Origin of the sequence: Vibrio sp. MMH1-50 (assembly GCF_022347645.1) — a bacterium.
GTDB lineage: Bacteria > Pseudomonadota > Gammaproteobacteria > Enterobacterales > Vibrionaceae > Vibrio > Vibrio harveyi.
The window spans coordinates 1-22,195 of sequence record NZ_JAKRGG010000026.1; the positions used below are offsets into that span (position 1 = coordinate 1).

Below are 22,195 nucleotides of genomic sequence, written 5' to 3' on the forward strand. Positions count from 1 at the left end.
CAAGCCAAGGCAGCTCGCCCTTTGGGAGCGTGTCATTGACCCGATTGCTGCGTCAAACAACTTGGAAAGAGCTAGCTATTACACTGCGTTGTTTTCCTTGCTCTCGAATCAATGACAACGCTCTGAATCCTGCATCTTGAAGTCACTTGGGTATATACTTTAAATAGCGTTTTCAATAAGTCCCAGTGGTAACACAAGGAGGGCTGTATGAAACAGATACGATTGTGGCTTCTTCCCCTACTCTTGTTTGCCAGCCAAGCGCTAGCGAGCACCGTTTGGGTATTGCCTGTCAAAGGCGCGATTGGTCCTGCCCTGAGTGATTATCTGTCGCGAGAGATTGAAGAAGCTCAACAAAACGGCGTTGACCTCGTCATCCTAAAAATGGACACACCGGGCGGGCTTGATAGTTCAATGAGGGACATCATTCACGCCATCACTACATCCACTGTCCCTATCGCGACTTGGGTCGGTCCTTCAGGCTCTAGGGCAGCCAGCGCTGGCACCTACATTCTGCTGGCTAGTCATGTTGCCGCGATGGCAGAAGCCACTAATTTAGGCTCAGCTACGCCCGTTTCTCTAGGGGGGGCACCGCAACAGCCTTCTAGTGCCGACGACAAAGACAATGACGAATCGAATGATGAATCATCAGGCAAAAACTCCGACGAAGTACCTGCCAAAACCGCAATGGAAAAGAAAGTCATTAATGATGCCAAAGCGTACATCAAAGGCTTAGCGCGTTTGCACGATAGAAACGCCGAGTGGGCAGAAAAAGCGGTCAGCATGGCGGCTAGTTTGGACGCCACCGAAGCATTAGAACTCAACGTCATCGACTTCATAGCCAACTCACCGGAAGATTTGGTTTCAACGATTAATGGCATCGAAGTCAAACTCAACGGCAAACCGTATAAGCTGACGTTAGATAATCCAACGTGGGTGGAACGCGTCCCCGACTGGCGTGCAGAAATGTTGGCGGTGATCACCAATCCCAACGTGGCTTATATCCTGATGCTGATTGGTATTTACGGTCTGTTATTAGAGTTCTACAACCCTGGCATCGGCTTACCAGGTGTGCTCGGTGGGATATGCTTGTTACTCGCCATGTATGCTCTACAAATGATGCCCGTGAATTACGTTGGTTTAGGGTTACTGTTGCTCGGTATTGCTCTGATGATTGCAGAAGCCTTTAACCCGAGCTTTGGCATACTCGGGTTAGGTGGCGTCGTTGCGTTTGTTCTCGGCTCGATCTTCCTAATGGACAGCGACATCCCCGGCTTCCAAATCGCTCTGCCATTGATCATTGGTATCGCTATTTTCTCTGTTGGGTTAATCGTGATTACCGTTGGCTTGCTGCTTAAAATTCGCAGCAAAAAAGCCACTACTGGACTAGAAACCTACCCGGGCAAGCTCGCAGTTGTGAGCGATGATTTTGTTGATGGAACGGGGCTTGTCCAGCTGGATGGTGCTTTGTGGCAAGCCAAGGCTGACGCCCAGCTCAAACAAGGAGACCACGTCACCGTGGTAACAATTAAAGGGTTGACCTTAACCGTGAAACCCAGTGACCGCCCTAAGGAATAGGAGGCGCTTATGATGCTCTACACTGTTGCCGTTATCATTGTTTTATTGGTTGCACTGGCAACGCAAATGTTCAAGGTGCTGCGTGAGTACGAGCGCGGCGTGGTGTTCTTCCTCGGTCGCTTCCAAGAAGTAAAAGGACCGGGCTTGATCATCTTGATCCCTTTCATTCAACAAATGGTTCGTGTTGACTTACGTACCATTGTGCTAGATGTCCCAACCCAAGATCTAATCACCCGTGACAACGTATCGGTCCGAGTCAACGCCGTGGTTTACTTCCGAGTTGTGGACCCACAAATGGCAATCAACAATATTGAAAGCTACAGCGATGCCACCAGCCAGCTTGCGCAGACAACGCTGCGTTCTGTGCTTGGTCAGCATGAACTGGATGAGTTGCTTTCTGAACGTGAACGCCTCAACAAAGATCTGCAATCCATACTCGACCAACAGACCGACGATTGGGGTATCAAGATCGCAACGGTTGAAGTGAAACATGTCGATCTTAACGACAGCATGGTGCGCGCCCTTGCCCGCCAAGCCGAAGCAGAGCGTAACCGCCGTGCGAAGATCATCCACGCAACCGGTGAATTAGAAGCTTCCAACAAGCTAAAAGAAGCGGCAGAAATGCTTAACGAAGCACCCAATGCGTTGCAACTTCGATACATGCAGACGCTCACTGAAATCACCACAGACAAGACATCGACCATCATCTTCCCGATGCCGATTAATCTCGTCGAAGCGGTCTCTGATATCGCCAAAGCTGTGAAGAACAATCAAGGCGAAAAAGAGGAAGGAAAAGAGTAAACTTGAGCAACAAAATGAAAGGGAGTAGCCGCCGTCTACTCCCTTTGTTATCTCTTTAAGCGTTAGCACACTCTTTTTTCATTATGGCTAATCCCGTCTCAAAGCAGTGACGCCACGCGTACTCCACCCTTTCATCAAAGTCAGAATCACATTGGGCGACGGTTTCTAACAGGCTTTCAAACCAGACATCGATATCTTCAGGGGCGACGCCAATATTGTTGTGTCCGTGCTTATTACCATATTTCCTCATCATGTCACGAGCATCTACAGAGGTATCCGCCATCATCACAAACACGATAGACCCTTTAAGCATCCGGATTTGCTTCTTCATATCTACGCCATCGAACTTCTGTCTGAAGTTTTCGCCTTTCGACCAAAAGTTCTCATAGAACAAATCAAAGAAGTCCTCATGGGTAACACAGCGTTCATAGCTGTCGTTAAAAACTTCGATTACGTTCATCCCCTAGCCTCCAACCAACTTATCTATTTTCATTATGAATGTAATTTGATAATCCTACCAAGCTCGTTGGGACGGTTTTGTGGTTTCTGAACGTCGGCATACGAAGAATGCCAACCTGCCCTTCAGCCGTTCAAATTCGATTTTCAATAAAAAATAGAAAGTGATTTAAACGAAACACGTATTATCAATTCGATAAAAGTCGATATTATGGACTCACTTTCGAGGTACGCATGGTTGTCGATGCTAAGCGCATCCTCATTTGTCTAATAATATTAAGAGGATATAAACGTGTCTCATCAAATCATTACAGACCTAAACAACCGTTACACAGCTAAAAAATACGACGAAGAGAAACGCATCTCTCAAGAAGATATGGCAATCATCAAAGAAGCAATCCGCCTATCTGCGTCTTCTATCAACTCTCAGCCTTGGAAATTCATCGTAATTGAGAGCGACGAAGCGAAACAGCGTTTCCATGACACGTTTGCTAACATGCACCAGTTCAACCAACCGCACGCGAAAGCAGCATCCCACACTATTCTGCTAGCGTACGATCCAAAATTCACTAAAGAGAAATTTGCGAAGCGTGTTGATGCTGAAGTAACTTCTGGTCACCTACCAGCAGACATGTACGACATGTTCATGGGTGCTTACGCATTTGCTGAAGCAAACACAGATGAAAACGGCTACAACGGCGGCTGGACGAAAGCGCAAGTTTACATCGCGCTTGGTAACCTACTGCACACACTAGCGCGTCTAGGTATCGACTCTACTCCAATGGAAGGTGTTGACCCAACACTGATCGGCGAAGAGTTCAAAGCAGAACTAGACGGTCACGTATGTGAAGTTGCATTAGCAATCGGCTACCACAAAGACGGCGAAGATTACAACCACGGCCTACCTAAGGCGCGTCTAAACATGGATGACGTAATTACTACTCTTTAATGAGTATCGTCTCCTAGCTCCTTGGTTCCTAGCTTAGAGCCTAGCTATCTAAATCATTGTTCAAATTGAAAGAGCCGTACTTCTTAGTGTCTTAGTCTAAGAGTACGGCTCTTTTTTGTTTTGCTGAGGGGGAATCAACAAACGTTTGAGATAAGAAACAGCTACGCCACTTGCTTGGACTTAAAATTACCAAGCAGCGCATCGTACAACTCGTTATCACTCAATACGCCCACTAACTTGTTCTCTTCTACTAGCAAGATAGGTTGATTGCTGCGTTGCTTCAGTTCAATCGCCTCACGCATGCTGATATCTGGATTGGCTTGAACGACGGTGCTTTCGCCGATGTCGTCGAGCGTGGTTGAATCGCTTTCCCAATTCACCAATGACTTATCGGAATCCACCAGCGTTAAGCCTTTCGGCTCTTGCTCGACCCAAATCTGTTTATCTGCACACACCAACACGCGGTCATTCTGCTGCTTAAGCTCGGCACTAGCTTGCATCAATGAACGACCTTTCAACACGTTGAGCGGATTCGTGTGAGCCACAAAATCTGCTACATATTCGTTTTCTGGTGCAAGGATGATTTGCTCAGGCTTGCCGTGTTGAATCAGTTTGCCCGACTCCATAATGGCAATGTTGTTACCGATTTTCAGCGCTTCATCTAAATCGTGGCTCACAAACAAAATCGTCTTGTTGAGCTTCTCTTGCAGTTGAATCAATTCATCTTGAAGCTGAGCGCGAATCAGTGGATCGAGCGCAGAGAACGGTTCATCCATTAGTAGGATGTCGGTATCCATAGCAAAGGCGCGAGCCAAGCCAACACGCTGCTGCATACCGCCAGAAAGCTCATGCGGGAATTTACTCTCCCACTCGCTTAGCCCAACCATTTCAAGTTGTTCACGCGCTTTTTTACGACGTTCCGCTTTGCCAATGCCCTGCATCTCAAGACCAAATGCCACGTTATCCAATACCGTTAACCACGGCATCAGCGCAAACTTTTGGAACACCATCGATACACGGTGAGTACGCAAGTTACGCAGAGTCTGCTCGTCACAATTGGCAAGCTCTACCATGTCTTCACCATCTTTGATTTTGAGTGAGCCGCGAGAGATCTCATTCAAACCATTAACGGCACGAAGGAGGCTGGATTTACCCGAACCGGAAAGCCCCATCAATACACAGATCTCACCTTGTTTGACGCTCATTGAGACCTTATCAACACCAACCACTTGCCCAGTTTCATCAATGATCTCTTGGCGAGACTTGCCTTGGTCTAATAGCGCCAATGCTTGCTCTTGCTGCTGACCAAACACAACGTCGAGGTTTTCAATCGTAATTGCGTCCATGTTATGCCTCCTTTTGGTTTGGTGCTTTGCATAGGCGATCGAGAATAATCGCGACCAAAACAATCGCTAAACCCGCTTCAAAGCCTTGAGAAATGTTCACGGTGTTCAATGCCCGTACGACGGGTTTACCCAGACCATCAGCACCGACTAGCGCAGCAATCACCACCATAGAAAGCGATAACATAATGCACTGAGTAACACCTGCCATAATGCTTGGCAATGCTGCTGGGAGTTCGACTTTGAATAGCAATTTCATGCGGCTTGCACCAAAGGCTTTACCCGCTTCAATCAACTCTTCTGGCACTTTGGTGATGCCAAGGTAAGTCAGACGAATTGGCGCGGCGATGGCAAAGATAATGGTGGAAATCAGCCCCGGAACGATGCCCAAACCAAACAGTACCAATGTTGGGATCAGATACACAAACGTTGGTACGGTCTGCATTAAATCGAGTATCGGGCGCAATAAGGTATACAACCACGGGCGATGCGCCGCCATGATGCCAAGCGGCACGCCAATTAATACGGAAATCGTTGTCGCAGCGAAGACGAGAACAAAGGTTTCCAGCATTTCTTGCCAGTAGCCGAGGTTAAGGATAGTCAGCAACGCCAGCACGATAAACACGACTAAAGGTATGCTGCGGTGTAGGAACCACGCAATCGCTGCGGTCATGATGATTGGTGCTGCCGGTGGCATCCATTTGAAAATATCCACCACGAATAGAATGATGGTTTCGAGAAAAATAGAGATAGCATCAAAGAAACCCGACGCGTTCATGGTTAACCAATCCACGCCCGTTTCCATCCATTCGCCCAACGGAAGTTTGTTGTCCGTAATAAAATTCACAATAAAACCTTTGTGTTAAAAGGCGGGCATCTCTACCCACCTTTTCCTAAAGAGAGGAATGATTAAGCGTTTGTTTTTAGGTAAGAAGTAATCGCTTGTTTTGCGTCTTTGCCGTCCAGCGTCTTCACGCCCTCTAGCCACGCTTCAAATTGTTGTGGGTTGGCATTCAACCATTCTTGTGCTGCTTTCGCTGGCTTCTGCTTTTGGTTTAGAATCGCTTCCATCAACTGGTTTTCCATCTCTAGGCTGAACTCTAGATTCTTAAGCAGTTGACCCACGTTTTGACACTCAGATAGGTAATCTTGGCGCACGTTGGTGTAAACATTTGCACCACCATAGTTAGGTCCAAAGAAGTCGTCACCACCAGATAGGTACTCCATCTCAACATTGCTGTTCATTGGGTGTGGTGCCCAACCTAGGTAAACGATCCATTGGTTACGACGCACAGCACGAGACACTTGAGACACCATGCCCGCTTCGCTTGATTCCACGAGGCTGAAGTCTTTCAAGCCGAATGCATCGCTGTCAATCATATCTTGGATAAGGCGGTTGCCATCGTTACCCGGCTCAATGCCGTAGATGCGATCTTTAAATTTATCAGCATGTTTTGCCAAATCAGCAAAGCTTTTCACGCCTGCGTCATATACGTACTTTGGTACAGCTAGTGTGTATTTTGCGCCTTCTAGGTTTGCGCGAACTGTTTCCACTGTGCCAGCTTCACGGTATTTGGCGATATCGCCTTCCATGGTTGGCATCCAGTTACCTAGGAATACGTCAATGTCACCGTTTGCCATTGAAGAGTACGTCACAGGTACAGACAGAAGATCGGTCTTGGTTTTGTAGCCCAAGCCTTTTAGCAATTCAGAGGTAACAGCAGTAGTTGCAGTAATGTCTGTCCAGCCTACATCGGCAAATCGAACAGTTTCACATTGGTTAGCGTAAGCACCTGTCGCCACTGCACTCAGCGCGATAGATGAAAAGATTTTTGTCATCGTAGACATGTTTAAATTCCTTGTAATTACTGACTTTATGAGATTGAGCTTAAGTCTCTTTTTGGCGGACGCATTCGTTGCGTCTCTTGCCAGTTCGGAGCAATCCAAACCGGTGTGTTATTCGATTCTTCGAGTACGTTCCCCAAGATCATGTCCGCAGCACGCTCTGCGACCATGATGGTTGGTGCGTTTAAGTTGCCATTCGGAATGGTTGGGAAGATGGATGAATCCACCACGCGCAAGCCTTCAATGCCGCGCACTTGGCAGGCTTCATTCAGAACTGCCATTGGGTCATCATCTGCGCCCATTTTGCAGCTACACGATGGGTGGTAAGCACTTTCCACGTTTTGCTTTACCCATTCATCAATCGCGTCATCGCTGGTGATGTTCAGACCCGGTTGAATCTCTTCACCACGGAACGCATCCATTGCTGGTTGGTTGAGGATTTCACGCGTTAGACGAATACAGTCTCGCCAATCCTGCTTATCTTGTTCCGTCGAGATGTAGTTGAACTCGATTTTTGGTTTGTCATTTGGGTTGGCAGAAACCACTTCGACACTGCCGCGACTCTCCGGCTTATTTGGACCAACATGCACTTGGAAGCCATGACCATCAAACGCAGCACGACCATCATAACGCATTGCCGCAGGCAGAAAGTGATATTGAATGTTTGGCGATTTCAAGCCTTCACGAGAACGGATGAACGCACACGATTCAAAGTGGTTGGTTGCGCCCAGACCTTTGCGCGTCAGAATCCACTCGGTACCAATCAAACCTTTGCTGATCAAACCTAACTTGCTGTTGAGCGTGATCGGCTGTTTGCAGTGATATTGAAAGTACACTTCAAGGTGGTCTTGCAGGTTCTTACCCACGCCTTCTAGTGCGTGTTTCACTTCGATACCTGCTTTCTCAAGTACAGACTTGGGACCAATACCCGAAAGTTGCAGCAGTTGTACCGAGCCGATGGAGCCTGCGCTCGACACCACTTCTTTGTTAGCAAAGCACTGTTTGATCTTGCCGGATTGCTCAAACTCAATGCCGACTGCTTTCTTGCCTTCAAGCAAAATGCGATGAGCGGTCACGCCTTTCATCAAGGTGAAATTACTGCGCTTTTTTGCACGGCTTAAGTAAGCGTTAGAGGTAGAAGCGCGCACGCCTTTATTTACCGTCATGTGCATCGGACCGAAGCCCTCTTGCTGATAACCGTTGTAATCTTGCGTTTCTGGGTAGCCCGCATCTTTACCCGCTTCGATAAACGCTTGGTAAAGTGGATTCAGCTTCATGTCGTTGCCATTGCACGTCCCTACCGGACCGCTGTCGCCACGGTATTCGTCTGCGCCGCCAGTCCACGTTTCCGCTTTACGGAAGTACGGCAGACACGCTTGGTAGTTCCAGCCTTTTGCACCTTCCGCTTCCCATTCGTCAAAATCACAAGCATGACCACGAACATAAACCATGCCGTTGATCGAAGAGCTTCCACCCAGAACTTTGCCGCGTGGACAATGCAGTTGGCGTCCGTCTAGTCCATCTTCCGCAACAGTTTCGAACTGCCATGCGTACTTTTCGGTGTTCATTGGGTAAGACAGCGCCGTTGGCATTTGAATGAAGATGCTCCTGTCTGAGCCACCCGCTTCCAGCAGTAAGACTTGGTGCTGACCGCTTTCACTCAGGCGATCCGCCAAAACACAACCTGCCGAGCCAGCACCAACGATGATGTAATCGTAGCGTTGTTGCATTACAAATCCTCCTGACTGATTAGGCGTAAGGGCTGTCGAAATCACCCAAATGCACTAACACGCTCTTGGTTTGGGTGTAATGCTTAAGGGTCTCGACACCATTTTCACGTCCAATGCCAGACAGTTTGTAACCGCCAACTGGCATTTCAGCTGGGGAGTCACCCCAGGTGTTAATCCAACAAATGCCAGCTTGGATTTGATGAATGACGCGGTGTGCACGAGAGAGGTTTTGCGTGAACACGCCAGCTGCAAGTCCGTAATCGGTGTTGTTAGCGCGTGCAATCACTTCGTCTTCGTCACTGAACTTAAGCACTGACATTACGGGACCAAAGATCTCTTGCTGCACGTGCGACATGTCGTCTTCGCAATCAGTGAAAACCGTTGGCACAACAAAATTGCCGCTCGCCAAACCGTTTTCTGTGACTTTGTAGCCGCCGGTTAGTAGCGTTGCTTTGCTTGCTTTCGCTTGTTCAATTGCGGAAAGGACTTTTGATTCGTGCTCTTTGGAAATTAGCGCGCCAATTTGGGTTTGCTCATCAAGCGGATCGCCAACCACCAGCAGTTCGGTACGTTTCTTAAGTTGAGCGACAAACTCATCATAGATACCTTCATGAACGAACACGCGTGTACCGTGCGTACAAACCTCACCTTGGGTGTAGAAGTTTGCAACCATTGCAGCAGAAACCGCGTCGTCTAGCTTGGCATCATCAAAAATGATCATTGGCGATTTACCGCCAAGTTCCATAGTGACTTGCTTTAGTGTATTGGCGCTGTCACCCATCACGACTTTGCCCGTACCCGATTCACCCGTGAAAGAGACTTTAGCGATGTCAGGATGCGCGGTGAGCATTTGCCCTACTCGGTAATCACCTTGAATAACGTTGAACACGCCATCTGGCAATCCCGCTTCGCTGTAGATTTCTGCTAGTTTGAGTGCAGTTAACGGAGTTTCTTCTGATGGCTTAAAGATCATCGCATTACCCGCAGCAAGTGCAGGGGCAGATTTCCACATCGCGATTTGAATTGGGTAGTTCCACGCCCCAATGCCCGCACAAATACCCAGAGGCTCGCGGCGAGTGTAAAAAAACTGTGATTCATTCAGTGGTTGCTGTTCACCATGCATGCTAGGCGCAAGACCTGCGTAGTACTCGATCACATCTGCGCCCGTTGCTATGTCTACGCAATTCGCTTCTTGAATCGGTTTGCCCGTATCCGCGACTTCTAATGCTGCCAGTTCGTCGTTTCTTTCACGAAGTAGCGCCACCGCTTTAAGCAAAATGCGACTGCGTTCTGTCGCCGTCATGGCAGACCAAATCGCAAAGCCGCGCTTGGCAGATTCAATTGCCGCTTGCATATCTTGCTGGTTAGCCTGCTTCACATTTGCAAGCGGTTCACCATTGGCTGGATTGTATGTGGTGAAGTGTTCTTCTGAGCATCCTAGGTGCATGGCACCATCGATGTAGTGTGCTTTCATATCCATTTGAAGGTTTGACTCTTTATTTTTGTTTTGAGTAGAACGTGAGCTGTTTATCGAGATAGTCGTTGATGATGACGCGTGCTTTCTCGGCATCGATGCCTTGCGGGTTGAGCGTTCCGCGCAGCCAAATGCCATCAATCAGTGACGCAATACCATGCGCCACCAGCTCTGCTTGGTCTTGATCCAACAAAGCTTTTAATTCTTTTTTTAGATGAGAAAGGAGTCGTCGTTCATTCACTCGTTGCAGACGTTTGAGCTGTGCGTCATGCATAGAGTACGACCAGAATGCCAACCAAGTTTTTGCCACTTGGTTCTCGGCTTGGAAACCCACAAAGTTGCCGTCGATGATGGCATTAATACGTTGATGATGCGCATCAGTTGGCAGCTGGCTTAGGTTCTCTTTGATGGTGGCAGAAAGCTGGCGCAGGATTTCACGCATGGTCTCTTCTAACAAGCCGTGCTTTCCACCGAAATAGTGATTAATGATCCCTGTTGATACCCCTGCTTCTTTGCTGATCAACGAGATACTCGCGGCGTGCAAACCTACTCTGTCGATGACCGACATCGTCGCTTTGACTAGCTGCGGTTTTCTGATTTCAGGCATCCCAACCTTGGGCATTTTGCATCCTTGTTATTTTTAATTGAACGGTTAGTTAAATATAAAATGCCTTAAATTTAGTTCGAACTCAAACTAATTATCTAGAAAAAATGACAGATACAGCCGAATCATTTCGACTACAATCATTACTAAAACTTGAGAAAAGATAGAACTTACGAAGATTTAATACGTAAAAACAGAAAAATAAAAACCTTTAAAATCAATAATTAGAATTTTTATAACGCAAATTATAGATACAAAGACCCATGAAGACCCCGTTCTTATCAAAAGTACAAACAAAGACAAATACAATGAGCTCAAATATTTTCTACACATTTTATTTTTAAGTTTGTTAATTGACCAAGGAATGGCATACCACTTCACCACAGCGAATCCACAGCAACAAAATGTAAACGTTTCGTGTCAATTAAAATCGCCCAGTACAGCAAGGAAAACAACGAACCGGAATAGCTAGGTGTCTCCGAGTCGTTTGACGCCCCTATTTAGTTAACTAAGAGCGAGCTTCAGCAAAACGACTTTCATTTTCGCACTCAATATTTCTGCTGAATTTGATTCAGCAATCAAAAAGATCATTAAAAAACCCTCTAATGAGCATATTGATCACAACTCATATCAGCCTACTTTGCTCAAAAATAGCGCAATTTATATAATAATGCTGAATCGATTCAGCAATACTTAGATTTGAAAAATAAATAAGGAATAAAGGATGAAAAATTCGTACATCGCTTGTACCGCTATGCTACTCGGACTTACTACCCTACCTGTTTCTTCAGCAGAATTTGTTCTAACTAATTCTGCTTTAAATCAAGACGTTGGAGATTGGAAAGTGACTAGTCGCTCCCTCGGCTTTAATCCAGACTTGCCCTTCAGCATTGAAAAAAAACGTTTGCACGGTGGAAAACAATTTGGTGTTGATGTTCTCGTCATAGACAACGGCATTTTGGAAGTTACCCTTATCCCAACTCGTGGGATGGGCATCTTTGATGTCAAAATGGATGGAGAGCGAATTCTTGGCTGGGACTCACCTGTCAAAGAGATCGTTAACCCAGCATTCATCGAGCTGGAAAGTCGCAATGGTCTTGGCTGGCTCGATGGGTTCAATGAAATGCTTGTACGTTGTGGGTATGAATGGACAGGTCACCCGGGCGTTGATGATAACGGTCAGCTTCTAAGCCTGCATGGTCGAGTCCAAAATACACCCGCTTCTACAGTAAAAGTGATCATTGATGATAATCCCCCACACAGAATTAGGGTGCAAGGTACCGTTTCAGAACGCACTTTCAAAAAAGCAGAACTGGTGACTCATACAGAGTTATCAATACTGCCAGGTAGCAACTCATTCTCTCTACACGATAAGTTAACCAACATGTCTGACTACGATGACGAGTACCAGATTATTTACCACTCTAACTTTGGTAGACCTATTCTTGAAAAAGGGGCGAAGTTTTCCGCAGCAGTCAAGGAAGTCTCTCCATTCAACAACTATGCAAAGGCGGGCTTAGATAGTTGGCAAACCTATCAAGGACCAACAAAAAGCTATGATGAAATGGTTTTTAACTTGAAGCCAATAGGTGACGATTCCGGACAAAGTTTAGCGGTGCTTCACAACAAAAAAAGCGATAAAGGTGTGGCGCTCAGTTATAACGTAGAGCAACTGCCTGTGCTGACACTATGGAAAAATACCGATACATACAAACAGGGTTATGTGACTGGCATTGAGCCCGGAACCAGTTACGCCTACAACACGAAGTACCAACGCCCATTAGGCTTAGTTCCGACCATACGAGCAGGTGAAAGCAAATACTTTGATCTAACCTACTCAGTACTTAGAAACCAAAATGAAGTCAAACAAGCACTCACTGAAGTCGCTAAAATCCAACAGGGTCAAAAAGTGGAACTGATCAGCAAGCCACTCGTAAACCTAGATAATTAACAATGCTTCAGCAATAAAAGGAGCCGCGATGTGCGGCTCTTAATCTAATGTATGCTTTAGGAAGTCGACTATCGAGAACTAGTAGCAATCAGCGCTTCCATCTCAGAAACGTGCTTGCTTAGCGGTTCACCTTTCGCGCCACAAACACGATTTCGCCCTAAATTTTTGGCTTGATACAAAGCCTTGTCTGCTCGACGATAGGTTTGCTCAACCGAACGATTGATTGCCGTAATGCCACCACTGACCGTGATGCCCAATACACTTTTCGACTGAATGATTTCTTTCAGCCGGTAAATCGCTTCAAACGCGTTTCGAGTATTGGTCTCAGGCATAATGATGGCAAACTCTTCTCCCCCAACACGTGCAACAATATCAGTTTCACGACACTCCGACTTCATCAATCTAGCGAGGTCTTTGAGTACGACATCGCCCACATCATGACCGTGCTGGTCGTTGATTTGTTTGAAATGGTCAATATCTATGATGGCTAAGGTGGCATTAGAAAACCCATATCGACCGGCGATGTTTGCGTAGCGAGCTAATTCTTCGTCAAAACGACGACGGTTCCAGCACGCCGTTAAAGGATCTTTTTCTGCTAAGCTCTTTAATTTGCTCTCTAGTCGAGCACGATGACTAACATCTCGAAAACTCACGACATAACGATCTCGCGTACCTACCCCCACTTTATAATGTGTGATGTGCACATCTAACGTTAAGTGGTCTCCAAAACGATTGGTCACTTTGATCTCGTCTTTCCAATTCGCTTTAGCGCCCAACTTAGTAAGTGCTTCATTTAATGGACGAAAGCCAAACTGCTTTAGATTTTCACCATTTAATTGTTCACTTGTGTACCCCGTCAGCCTCAAGAAACTTTTGTTGACGTAGTCTACTCGCAAATATTGATCAAGAATCACCACACCAATGACTGAGTGAGCAGCAATACTGGCAATCTTTTCATCAATTCGTTCGCTCTCAAGATAATAATTACGAATAACCATCAATAACCCGATGGCAAAAAGCATCAGTGCCTGCCAACTGTAATCATACGTAAGTGTGTAAATACCCCAGCCGGTTATCGTCAACAGATAAACAATGGGCAGCAACTTCCGTTTATTGTCGTTAGTAAATTGTCTCGCATTCATGACGTATGCTCCGAATAATTCAATGAGCAGAGGTTATTCAATTCGGAGAATAGAAATTTACCAATTCGCGCCACTGGTTTATCGCTAACCTCGCTCTGACAAAACAGACAAAGTGATTGATTGTTCGCAAATGTCGCTTAATGGCAATTTTTGTTATCCATTTCTCCCTACCTTATTCGTCAACTTATTTGAATTAGGAAACAGAAATGAAAGCACGCAATGCCCTTTTAATCTTATTGACGAGCACAATTGGCTTTAACGCTTACGCGATTACAGACGCCAGCAAGATCGGTGCGAATGCAGGAGCAATGAGTTATTGCTACGACCACGTCGCCTCTGGCAAAGACAAATCGAAATACCGTTTGTTGAAGCTGAAAACACTGGAAGAGTATCAAGACCTAGACAGCGGTGACCGAGCAAGAGCCTTAGTAATGAAGAAAGCCGCTGAAGATGGCGAATACCTTGGTGACCCGTTAGATAAATCTCGCTGTAACAGCTTAAGAAAAATGTTGTTCGTAAAATATTAGTCGATCAAGTGCCCGACAAAGCCATCACTGTTTAGTGGTGGCTTTTTTGCATCTGTAATCCACTCATCATAAATTCACCTTGGTTATTTATAACCATTCCAAGCAATACTCATTTTCTATCTTTACGTGCGAGGTGGCGCCAAATGGTAAGTCCCTAATCTCACTTATTCCTACTATATCGCTACAGGGTATGCATTGAGCGACAGGAGTCCCCCACTTAAAAATGAGAGACCAACATGACTTACGCAGAGTTCAAACAAACTGATTTACACACGTGCCTTACTGTTGCTGGCGAATTGATGGTAACGATTGGTAAAGTTGCTTTTAAAGCCGTAAAAATTCTAAGCAAAGCCTTTGGCTGGTTGGTAATCAAAACCTATCGTTATGTGATGAAGTAAGCCCTACAAGTCCTTTCACCAAAACCTTTTTAGTCCGAACCGCGCCTTATTTAAGGCGCGTTTTTTTGTTTGCCTTGTTTGTATTTCATCAACCCTTTTATGCTTTACCCAAGTAGCCTTGAGATGCTTGGGACATCTCCTTCCCCTATCTTTTTTCTTTACGCACGCCATCTAATAACCAGCCAGTAACGATGTCGCTCTAAGAGATGAAATCTCTGCCTCTGTCTTCTCCTATACCGCTTAATTTATGGTGTTCTCCCTTCGACACTCCCGTGGTAGAACATAACTAAACTCAATGCTAGAAGAACACAAAGGCGCTCTCGATAGCCAATACGGATGAGTTTAAAATGGGCACGATGGTTTAACACGAGTAGATGTTGGCAGTAAGAACCAAATGGATGAAGCCAACAATAGATTAGCCGAGAAGGTTTTTGAAAAGTGACATACACTCTAATCCCAAAACGCAAAAAAGGCGCTCGATGAGCGCCTTTGATAACAGGATAATGTTTTTACAATGTGTTCTTATAAACCACGCCATCTTTCATGATGACTTTCTTAGTTTCGTCTTTCATTACACAATCGACACCCTCAAGTGGATTACCATCGACGATAAGTAAATCAGCATACGCACCTTCCACAATTTGACCTAATTTGCCTTCTTGATAAGGGTGCTTGTAAGTCGACAATTCAAACAAACGACCACAGTTTGAAGTTGCCATGCGCAGTGCAGTGATGGTGTCGAACGTTTTTTCAATCGCACCAAGCTCTTGCATCTGAGTTTCATGAACGTTTGCTTTACCGACACAGTCAGTACCAAACGCTAGGTTTTGAATATCGTATTTCTTGATAAGCTCAGCAGACTTAAACATTGCCTTACCTACGCGTTCTGTCTTGCGGTAAGTCTCTTCGTTTGGCAACGGGATCTTACGCTCCGCAATTAGTGATGACGTGAAGTATGACGGAACAAGCCAAATGCCTTTCTCTTTTACAATTTGAGCAATTTCATCGTCCATAATAGTAGCGTGCTCAAAGGACATTACACCCGCTTCTGCTGCACGCTTCATCGCTGGTGCTGTGTGAATGTGAGCTGCTACATAGGTACCATAATCGCTTGCCGCTTCCACCGCTGCTTTCATTTCATCTAACGTGTATTGCAACGTATCCAGCGGGTCGAAGGTCGAGGATGCACCGCCACCTGCCATCACTTTGATTTGGGAAGCACCCATGAACAGTTGCTCACGAACAGCTTTCAATACTTCTGCACGACCATCCGCGACTTTAAATGCGCCCGTCTTCATTAATGGCGAGTCTTCATGACCGCTCGCTAGACGTTCTTGCGCTTGGTTTTGGCGGTAGTCTGAGTGACCACAAGTTTGCGAAATCGCTGCCATACAAGGCAAAATTCGAGGACCTTTGGCGTAACCTTTATCAATGCTGTTTTTCAAACCTAATGTATTACCTGCCACGTCACGAATGGTCGTAAAGCCGCGCATCAACATCTCTTCTGAGATTTTCGCTGATCGAATCGCGACTTCTTCACGTGTCATAGTGTCAATCACATTAAATGGTGCTGACATCGTGATGTGTACGTGCGCATCAATCAGGCCAGGCATCACCGTTTTGCCTTCGGCATCGATGATTTGCTCAGCATTCGAGTCATCTACTTTCCCGATTTGTGTGATTAAGTTGTTTTCAATCAGAAGGTCCACATTCTTCAGAAGTTGCTCATCCACACCGTTAAACACGTTTGCATTTTTAATTACGATACTCATGGTTTCTATCTCCGAGTCAGTTGTCTCAATACAGGTGCATCATATCGAGTGACTCGGAAATAGAATTGCCATTTCACGACAAGTACACATTCTTGGTCTAAGCAGTGAATCAACAACAACCAGAAAAAGTGTCGGAGTAGAAGTGTTAAATACTAAGGAAGCGGACAAACAAAGAAACTCTGACCAAGAATTGTCAGAGTTTCTTTAGTTCACAGTAATCAGTGAGTGGCTTGGAGATGCTGCTCTACGTTGAGTTGAAGTTGATGGATTTGATCAATCGCACTAGGCGTACCTTTCGCGAAATCGAAAGGCTCATTATTCAGTGCGCACACCGTCCCAATAACTTCACCTTTAAAGGTGATTGGCACACCGTAATACACACCGAGACCAAATTTCACTAAGTCTTCATTGCCCTTCCACTCTTCATCCATACTTGCATCCGCCACCAGCAACGGCTGTGCAGTATCAACGACGCGTTCGCAGTACAGCTCATGACAGCCTTGTTGATTACTTTTAGGACCAGCATCACCAACGTGGTAAATAGGTTGCTCATTCGCCGCAAACACCACCATTTGATCCGGCTTAGATTCCATAATCAATAAGGAATGCAGTTGAAACTGATGGGCGATATTTTCGAGTTGAGCTGTCAGCTCATCACGATAATTGGCTAATTTGATAAAAGGCATCGTATTTCTTACTCCTATAGATAGCTATTCACTTAAATCCATTTTCTTATGGGCTAACTGATACTTCACGGCATTGTCGTAACCCATATATTTACCAAGCTTTTTCTCCGGCACCGAAGTCAGATCCACGACAATCAAACCATCTAGCGTAAAGTTAAACGCAGGGTCGACATTAAAGCAGACTAACTTGCCATTCATGCTCAGGTACTGTTTGAGAAGCACCGGAATTCCCATACCACGTTCAAGACGACTGAGCACTTTGGATAACAAAGGCAACTGAGAGAGTGAGCTCAACATATCCGGTCGCCAAAATTCTTGATCGTTTCTCTCTAAAGGCGTTGTTGGCGAAACCAATTTGGCTTTGTCATTATCGTAATAATGAACCGACATAACGGAGGCGATGAGCTGCCTTGCCACTGGGCTATAATCGTTGCTGATGCTTACGGGACCAAAGAGATGGGTGTACTTTGGGTTGCGCTGAACAAAAGAGGCAATGCCCTTCCACAATAAGAGCAATGAGTGCATGTTGCGTTGGTATTGCTTCGCAACCACCGAGCGCCCCAGCTCAATCGAGCAACCTAGAGTTTTGATAAACGCCTCATCATATTTGAACAAACTGGTTGAATAGAGGGCATGAATTCCGCCTTGTTCAATCAGCTCATCAACCAGACCTAAACGATAAGCACCCACAAGTTCTCGGTTGGTTTTATGCCAAACAAAGAGCTGATGGTAGTTGGGATCAAAGAGGTCGACATCACAGCTCAAGCCGCTGCCTTCTCCAACATCTCTAAAGCTTTCTTCTCGTACGCGCCCAATCTCACGCATCATTTGCGGCATTTTTGGTGTAGGCGCACAGTACACTTCAAAATCAGCCTGCTCTAATAATTTAAACTCAGACAGATCCAGAAGTTCATTTTCTAAAGTCTCTGTAAGAATAGGCGCAATTATTGGTTCTGCATGAAGAGTTTGTTGAGTGAGCTCCTTGCGACTGTCCATACTTCCCATTAAATAGGTGTTCAAACGGAAGTACTGGGTAATATCTTCATCATTTTCAAACCCTTGTATCTCGCGATAAGGGATTGGATTGCCGATTGAAACAGAAATGATCTCACCCGACTTATTGAGAAGTTCTCGTCCCAGCAGTGCCGTTCTAAGAAGCGGATGAATTCTCCCTGCTTGATAAAATAATTTGCTGTTCATACCACTTATAAACAAAGGCACAGTCGTCGCTTGAGCATGCTTAACAAATTTTGCTACTGAGTGACTCCATGTTTTATCAGTGATTTTATTTTCACTGGCTTGCCAAGAAGAGACTTCTCCAGCAGGGAAGATAATCAACACCCCACCTTCTTTGAGATGTTGGTTCGCCGCTTTAATTGCTCGTCGATTGGTTTGCTTTGCCTTTTCACCACCAAACACATCAACACCAATAAACAATTCATCCAGCTCAGGAATTCGCTTTAACAGTTCGTTAGCAAGCACTTTGACATCCTTGCGCACTTGGGAAATCAAGGAAGCTAAAATGATCCCTTCAATTCCACCAAACGGATGGTTAGCAACAACCAAAACCGAGCCATCACTGGGAATATTCTCTAAGCTGCCATGTTGAACTCGATATTGAGTACCAATTCGAGCAAGCGCTTCATGCATAAATGAATGACTATCTTCAGGCAACGGTTCTTGCTTGTACAAGGAATCTAACTTGGAAAGCCCAGTAGCCCACTCGACAACAGACTCACCTATTCCAAATGGCGTTTTTCTTGATAACCGGAAAGGACTTTCAACCATATTAGGCTCCTTTCATTAGCAAGGTGTTTGTAAAAGAGCCCTGAGCTCTAATATCGCGAATGGTTAAGAAAATAGCGGATAGCCAAACAAGGCAAGCCATACCAAATAGCAATCCACCATCATTACCTATCACTTCGCCCGTAGCGCTAAATTCAGGCATGACAACACCTAGCGGCGTAAACAAGTGGAATAAAATGGCTCCTGTCATAATCCCAACGGCCATTGTTGAACCAACACCATGGAAACGAGTAAACAGTAAAATGGCTGCAATTAACTCAGCAATCCCAATTAAATACCCGCCATAAACACCAAACCAATGAATCCTTGACCATTCTCCTAACGTGCCAAAAATATGATCGGTTTCATATGAACTAGTAAACTTAAAAAATAATGATTGAATAAAAACGAAAGCAATAAAAATCGAAGGTATATGTTTCTTTGGAATAAATGTCATGAGATGAACCTTATTATTTCTGAATCTTATTACTGCTGAATCAATGTTGGCCAGTTTTTATCGGCTGCAGCAATATGTCCTGCGCGGTCATCATCCCACCACTGCTTCACTTCTGCGTCGTAATTTAGATACAGCTTGCCATCAACAATTGCCCATTGTTTAGGATCCGCAGGGGCAAAATCATTTTTAGCGGATACCGCCCATGCACAATAGCCACCATACTGTGGCGCATAAGCTTCTGGATTTTCTATAAATTTATTTAAATTATCTTGAGAAGAAAAATACCAGTCTGCCCCTTTGTATTCAGTTTTCCAGTTACTGTTCCCTTTCACAGGCTGACCTTCTGTAAAATAGGAGACCGTGTCATAACCGCTTAATGCCTTATTACTAAAAAATCCGGTATAAATTTCATCTTCCGCAAAAGAAGAGAAGCTGATTAATACCATCAGTAATGCGAATAATTTTCTCATCATTAAATTCCTTATTCGGAAATACGTTCTATCGAGGTATTGCCCTCACTAAGAAAGCATATTCACTGTGTGATTTATTTGGTGTTAATAAAAAGACAGGGCAAATGAGATAAAAATTACAAAGAATTGAAAATTAAATAAGAAAAGTACTGAATAACTGTTTTACGGCGTGAAGTTGAATAACAGATGTCCCCATTCATCACCCGTTGTTGGGGTATCCATACCCAAATAACCTCAAGATACTTGGGTATAGATCAATGCTTTTAGTCTGTCATCGGGTACAGCTGCGTCAGGACTTTCTCTTCTCGCCATGCTTGAATGAGAGCACCCAGTGTCGGCGTTTGATGCCCTCGCAGCTTCTGCTTTGATCCGATTTGATAAAGTAATCGGTACTGCTTTAGCAATGTGGCGAAGATATGAGTTAGTGGTGTATCGCTATCCCAGATATGTGCCGCTTCACTGCTCGCACCATTAATCTCTAAGATATCAAAATGTTCACCATTCATTAGAGCATGAATATCTTTAAACTTGATATCCAATCGCCCGTAGTGGAATCCATTAAAATCCCCTAGCACTTGATCGAGCTTCTTTTCCAGCTCTTGCGTAATGAATCGGTTACCATCGCGAAAAATGGCACCACGTGAATGGCTTCCTGCAAAGGCTAGTTGAAATTCTTCACCTTTCGCGACGATCACTTCTAATTGCTCACTGTGCCTTGGTAAATAAAGGTGCTGTAATTTACCAGCCCTTGGACACTTCTCGATAAGCTGCTTAAGCGTAGACTGCCCATCACCAATCACTCGAGGGGAATATTTTAATGTCAGTGAGATGATTTTCCCTCGGGTTTCGCCTGGCTGCCTGACGTAAAATACCCCAGCTTCAGCGCTGTACTCTGATTTCTTCTGTAACAGGAAACGTCCATCAACGGGAAACGTTTTAATGTAGCTTCTTAGCTGTTCATCCGAACGCAATAACTTCACGCCAGCACCACGGCAACCAAGATCAGGTTTCGCCACCAATGGATACTCTAAACTCGATCGTTTTAACTGCTGTGTTGCGTCTTCTATAACAGTTTCAAGCTGTTCATGCGTCTTAGTTAATGTGATAAAAGGCAATATCCACTGCTTAGTTTTGTCTCCCGAAGAAGCGAAAATGTCATGCTTGGACTCCCCCACCATACCGCTTAACTTGATTGAAGGATTTGCGATCAAAGGTAATGCCCAATCTCGGTGGATAGCGCTGAGGACCGCGCTTTGAATCACCACGGGTGTATAAAAAAACCAAGCTGGTAAAAACTCAAACGGAGAGACTACTCGCTTTGGTTCTTGAAGAATGGGCATACCGGCATTAACCATTCCGTTTGGGATCATTTCAACGTGGGCGAGTTGCACCATATGTGTTCCTTAACAATGTTTTTGAAATCAGTTTGTTGAGCAGCAACATCACGACCAATCCAATCGGAATCAACAAACTGTTTATTTGATGTTGTTGAAGCCATTGCATGCTGCCTAGTTGGAAGAAAGAGCCAAAAATCAACGCAGTCCATAAACTCGTCGCGCTTAACACGGCGATGAGAAACTTCATTTTGGGCACATCCAAAAATCCGCTAAGCGTAAATCCTACGGTTCTTAATCCGGGAATAAACCGGACGATGAATAACGTAATGAAAGCTTTATGATGAAGTGTGCGTCGCACGCGCCTAGCACGTTGATATCGAAGCAAGCGATAGCGGAAAAAACGTACCTTTTGTGCCAATTTCCCCAGCCAATAAAGCCCTATGTCTCCTGTGGCGATACCTGTAAAAATCGCCAATAACGCAAGAGGTGTTGGCATCACTTGCTCTACCGCTAAAGTAGCGGCAGTAACGATAGCCAAATCTTCAAGTAAGTATGACAACAATACGACTCCGAGAAATAGCATCGACAGAGGCACATTGCCTTGATACAGCCAAGCTTCTAACGTTGCCACTTCACTCATATTCTCTGTTCCATTGCTATTCACTCGTCATTCAAGGCCTCTACGAGATGATTTTTCGATCCATATTGATGAACAGAAATAACTAGAGGCTATGGTTAAAGACAGGATCATCAGTAACAAAATTTCACTGCAATACAGAGAAAGTCGATAACGCCCAACGTTGTTGCGTCAGTCGAATTCAGGAAGTTTCCAGTAATAGGAACAAAAAGAGCCGCGAAATGCGGCTCTTAAATGTGCTTGTTTACTAATAAGA

Annotated in this window: 21 protein-coding genes; 6 read left to right on the top strand and 15 right to left on the bottom strand. The window is 45.1% G+C overall.

Annotated features, from left to right (window positions below):
* Nucleotides 1-207: 207 nt before the first annotated feature.
* Both MHO32_RS17415 and MHO32_RS17420 read left to right on the top strand, forming a co-directional pair.
* Nucleotides 208-1,575: an NfeD family protein gene (locus MHO32_RS17415; RefSeq protein ID WP_239213230.1), complete on the top strand. Its 1,368-nt coding sequence runs from the start codon at nucleotides 208-210 to the stop codon at nucleotides 1,573-1,575.
* 9 nt (nucleotides 1,576-1,584) lie between these two features.
* On the top strand, nucleotides 1,585-2,376 hold the full coding sequence (locus tag MHO32_RS17420) for a slipin family protein (RefSeq protein WP_045408932.1): 792 nt from the start codon (nucleotides 1,585-1,587) through the stop codon (nucleotides 2,374-2,376).
* A 55-nt stretch (nucleotides 2,377-2,431) separates the two neighbouring features.
* Here the strand turns inward: MHO32_RS17420 and MHO32_RS17425 are convergent, their stop codons facing one another.
* Nucleotides 2,432-2,836 (bottom strand): hypothetical protein, encoded by a 405-nt coding sequence (locus tag MHO32_RS17425; protein ID WP_069687686.1) that lies wholly within the window; start codon nucleotides 2,834-2,836, stop codon nucleotides 2,432-2,434.
* A gap of 288 nt (nucleotides 2,837-3,124) precedes the next feature.
* Here MHO32_RS17425 and MHO32_RS17430 point away from each other — a divergent pair, with 288 nt between their 5' ends.
* Nucleotides 3,125-3,781 carry an NAD(P)H-dependent oxidoreductase gene (locus MHO32_RS17430; protein ID WP_005435698.1) on the top strand — a complete coding sequence of 219 codons (657 nt, stop codon included), beginning with the start codon at nucleotides 3,125-3,127 and terminating at the stop codon, nucleotides 3,779-3,781.
* Nucleotides 3,782-3,942: 161 nt separating this feature from the next.
* On the opposite strand, the gene choV is transcribed toward MHO32_RS17430, so the two are convergent.
* The 6 genes from choV to betI form a co-directional block, all read right to left on the bottom strand.
* Entirely contained in the window at nucleotides 3,943-5,127 is a 1,185-nt protein-coding gene (gene choV, locus MHO32_RS17435; protein WP_239213232.1) for a choline ABC transporter ATP-binding protein, read from the bottom strand.
* Nucleotide 5,128: 1 nt separating this feature from the next.
* Nucleotides 5,129-5,971: a choline ABC transporter permease subunit gene (gene choW / locus MHO32_RS17440; RefSeq protein WP_005425967.1), complete on the bottom strand. Its 843-nt coding sequence runs from the start codon at nucleotides 5,969-5,971 to the stop codon at nucleotides 5,129-5,131.
* Nucleotides 5,972-6,033: 62 nt separating this feature from the next.
* Nucleotides 6,034-6,972: a choline ABC transporter substrate-binding protein gene (locus tag MHO32_RS17445; RefSeq protein WP_005425881.1), complete on the bottom strand. Its 939-nt coding sequence runs from the start codon at nucleotides 6,970-6,972 to the stop codon at nucleotides 6,034-6,036.
* Nucleotides 6,973-6,998: 26 nt separating this feature from the next.
* Entirely contained in the window at nucleotides 6,999-8,699 is a 1,701-nt protein-coding gene (gene betA / locus MHO32_RS17450; protein ID WP_239213234.1) for a choline dehydrogenase, read from the bottom strand.
* 19 nt (nucleotides 8,700-8,718) lie between these two features.
* On the bottom strand, nucleotides 8,719-10,179 hold the full coding sequence (betB, locus tag MHO32_RS17455) for a betaine-aldehyde dehydrogenase (RefSeq protein WP_069687688.1): 1,461 nt from the start codon (nucleotides 10,177-10,179) through the stop codon (nucleotides 8,719-8,721).
* Nucleotides 10,180-10,195: 16 nt separating this feature from the next.
* A complete protein-coding gene (gene betI / locus MHO32_RS17460) occupies nucleotides 10,196-10,795 on the bottom strand; it encodes a transcriptional regulator BetI (protein WP_239213236.1) in 600 nt (199 codons plus the stop codon).
* A 706-nt stretch (nucleotides 10,796-11,501) separates the two neighbouring features.
* Here betI and MHO32_RS17465 point away from each other — a divergent pair.
* Entirely contained in the window at nucleotides 11,502-12,728 is a 1,227-nt protein-coding gene (locus tag MHO32_RS17465) for an aldose 1-epimerase family protein (RefSeq protein ID WP_145924716.1), read from the top strand.
* A 68-nt stretch (nucleotides 12,729-12,796) separates the two neighbouring features.
* Here MHO32_RS17465 and MHO32_RS17470 read toward each other — a convergent pair whose 3' ends face one another.
* A complete protein-coding gene (locus MHO32_RS17470) occupies nucleotides 12,797-13,870 on the bottom strand; it encodes a sensor domain-containing diguanylate cyclase (RefSeq protein WP_050907113.1) in 1,074 nt (357 codons plus the stop codon).
* Nucleotides 13,871-14,076: 206 nt separating this feature from the next.
* Here MHO32_RS17470 and MHO32_RS17475 point away from each other — a divergent pair, with 206 nt between their 5' ends.
* Together MHO32_RS17475 and MHO32_RS17480 are read left to right on the top strand one after the other, a co-directional pair.
* Nucleotides 14,077-14,397: a hypothetical protein gene (locus MHO32_RS17475; protein ID WP_005452298.1), complete on the top strand. Its 321-nt coding sequence runs from the start codon at nucleotides 14,077-14,079 to the stop codon at nucleotides 14,395-14,397.
* 236 nt (nucleotides 14,398-14,633) lie between these two features.
* Nucleotides 14,634-14,795, top strand: coding sequence for a hypothetical protein (locus MHO32_RS17480; protein ID WP_009697120.1), 162 nt, complete (start codon nucleotides 14,634-14,636; stop codon nucleotides 14,793-14,795).
* A 509-nt stretch (nucleotides 14,796-15,304) separates the two neighbouring features.
* Here MHO32_RS17480 and MHO32_RS17485 read toward each other — a convergent pair.
* From MHO32_RS17485 to MHO32_RS17515, 7 genes are all read right to left on the bottom strand, one after another.
* Entirely contained in the window at nucleotides 15,305-16,567 is a 1,263-nt protein-coding gene (locus tag MHO32_RS17485) for a metal-dependent hydrolase family protein (protein ID WP_050907112.1), read from the bottom strand.
* 218 nt (nucleotides 16,568-16,785) lie between these two features.
* On the bottom strand, nucleotides 16,786-17,253 hold the full coding sequence (locus MHO32_RS17490; RefSeq protein ID WP_005452302.1) for a GAF domain-containing protein: 468 nt from the start codon (nucleotides 17,251-17,253) through the stop codon (nucleotides 16,786-16,788).
* Between the two features lie 24 nt (nucleotides 17,254-17,277).
* On the bottom strand, nucleotides 17,278-19,041 hold the full coding sequence (locus MHO32_RS17495) for a lysophospholipid acyltransferase family protein (RefSeq protein WP_050907111.1): 1,764 nt from the start codon (nucleotides 19,039-19,041) through the stop codon (nucleotides 17,278-17,280).
* Nucleotide 19,042: 1 nt separating this feature from the next.
* On the bottom strand, nucleotides 19,043-19,495 hold the full coding sequence (locus MHO32_RS17500) for a hypothetical protein (RefSeq protein ID WP_050907110.1): 453 nt from the start codon (nucleotides 19,493-19,495) through the stop codon (nucleotides 19,043-19,045).
* Between the two features lie 29 nt (nucleotides 19,496-19,524).
* Nucleotides 19,525-19,965, bottom strand: coding sequence for a YHS domain-containing (seleno)protein (locus tag MHO32_RS17505; RefSeq protein WP_005452306.1), 441 nt, complete (start codon nucleotides 19,963-19,965; stop codon nucleotides 19,525-19,527).
* A gap of 263 nt (nucleotides 19,966-20,228) precedes the next feature.
* Nucleotides 20,229-21,359 carry a hypothetical protein gene (locus MHO32_RS17510; protein WP_050907109.1) on the bottom strand — a complete coding sequence of 377 codons (1,131 nt, stop codon included), beginning with the start codon at nucleotides 21,357-21,359 and terminating at the stop codon, nucleotides 20,229-20,231.
* A complete protein-coding gene (locus MHO32_RS17515; protein ID WP_029788542.1) occupies nucleotides 21,337-21,942 on the bottom strand; it encodes a DedA family protein in 606 nt (201 codons plus the stop codon). Before MHO32_RS17515 ends, MHO32_RS17510 begins: the two co-directional genes overlap by 23 nt.
* Between the last annotated feature and the right edge of the window lie 253 nt (nucleotides 21,943-22,195).

Excerpts from the sequence above, each read along its gene's own strand:
- MHO32_RS17415 (WP_239213230.1), top strand. The coding sequence starts at position 208 with ATGAAACAGATACGATTGTGGCTTCTTCCCCTACTCTTGTTTGCCAGC.
- MHO32_RS17420 (WP_045408932.1), top strand. The coding sequence starts at position 1,585 with ATGATGCTCTACACTGTTGCCGTTATCATTGTTTTATTGGTTGCACTG.
- MHO32_RS17425 (WP_069687686.1), bottom strand. The coding sequence starts at position 2,836 with ATGAACGTAATCGAAGTTTTTAACGACAGCTATGAACGCTGTGTTACC.
- choV (WP_239213232.1), bottom strand. The coding sequence starts at position 5,127 with ATGGACGCAATTACGATTGAAAACCTCGACGTTGTGTTTGGTCAGCAG.
- MHO32_RS17445 (WP_005425881.1), bottom strand. The coding sequence starts at position 6,972 with ATGTCTACGATGACAAAAATCTTTTCATCTATCGCGCTGAGTGCAGTG.
- betA (WP_239213234.1), bottom strand. The coding sequence starts at position 8,699 with ATGCAACAACGCTACGATTACATCATCGTTGGTGCTGGCTCGGCAGGT.
- betB (WP_069687688.1), bottom strand. The coding sequence starts at position 10,179 with ATGGATATGAAAGCACACTACATCGATGGTGCCATGCACCTAGGATGC.
- betI (WP_239213236.1), bottom strand. The coding sequence starts at position 10,795 with ATGCCCAAGGTTGGGATGCCTGAAATCAGAAAACCGCAGCTAGTCAAA.
- MHO32_RS17465 (WP_145924716.1), top strand. The coding sequence starts at position 11,502 with ATGAAAAATTCGTACATCGCTTGTACCGCTATGCTACTCGGACTTACT.
- MHO32_RS17470 (WP_050907113.1), bottom strand. The coding sequence starts at position 13,870 with ATGAATGCGAGACAATTTACTAACGACAATAAACGGAAGTTGCTGCCC.
- MHO32_RS17475 (WP_005452298.1), top strand. The coding sequence starts at position 14,077 with ATGAAAGCACGCAATGCCCTTTTAATCTTATTGACGAGCACAATTGGC.
- MHO32_RS17480 (WP_009697120.1), top strand. The coding sequence starts at position 14,634 with ATGACTTACGCAGAGTTCAAACAAACTGATTTACACACGTGCCTTACT.
- MHO32_RS17485 (WP_050907112.1), bottom strand. The coding sequence starts at position 16,567 with ATGAGTATCGTAATTAAAAATGCAAACGTGTTTAACGGTGTGGATGAG.
- MHO32_RS17490 (WP_005452302.1), bottom strand. The coding sequence starts at position 17,253 with ATGCCTTTTATCAAATTAGCCAATTATCGTGATGAGCTGACAGCTCAA.
- MHO32_RS17495 (WP_050907111.1), bottom strand. The coding sequence starts at position 19,041 with ATGGTTGAAAGTCCTTTCCGGTTATCAAGAAAAACGCCATTTGGAATA.
- MHO32_RS17500 (WP_050907110.1), bottom strand. The coding sequence starts at position 19,495 with ATGACATTTATTCCAAAGAAACATATACCTTCGATTTTTATTGCTTTC.
- MHO32_RS17505 (WP_005452306.1), bottom strand. The coding sequence starts at position 19,965 with ATGAGAAAATTATTCGCATTACTGATGGTATTAATCAGCTTCTCTTCT.
- MHO32_RS17510 (WP_050907109.1), bottom strand. The coding sequence starts at position 21,359 with ATGGTGCAACTCGCCCACGTTGAAATGATCCCAAACGGAATGGTTAAT.
- MHO32_RS17515 (WP_029788542.1), bottom strand. The coding sequence starts at position 21,942 with ATGAGTGAAGTGGCAACGTTAGAAGCTTGGCTGTATCAAGGCAATGTG.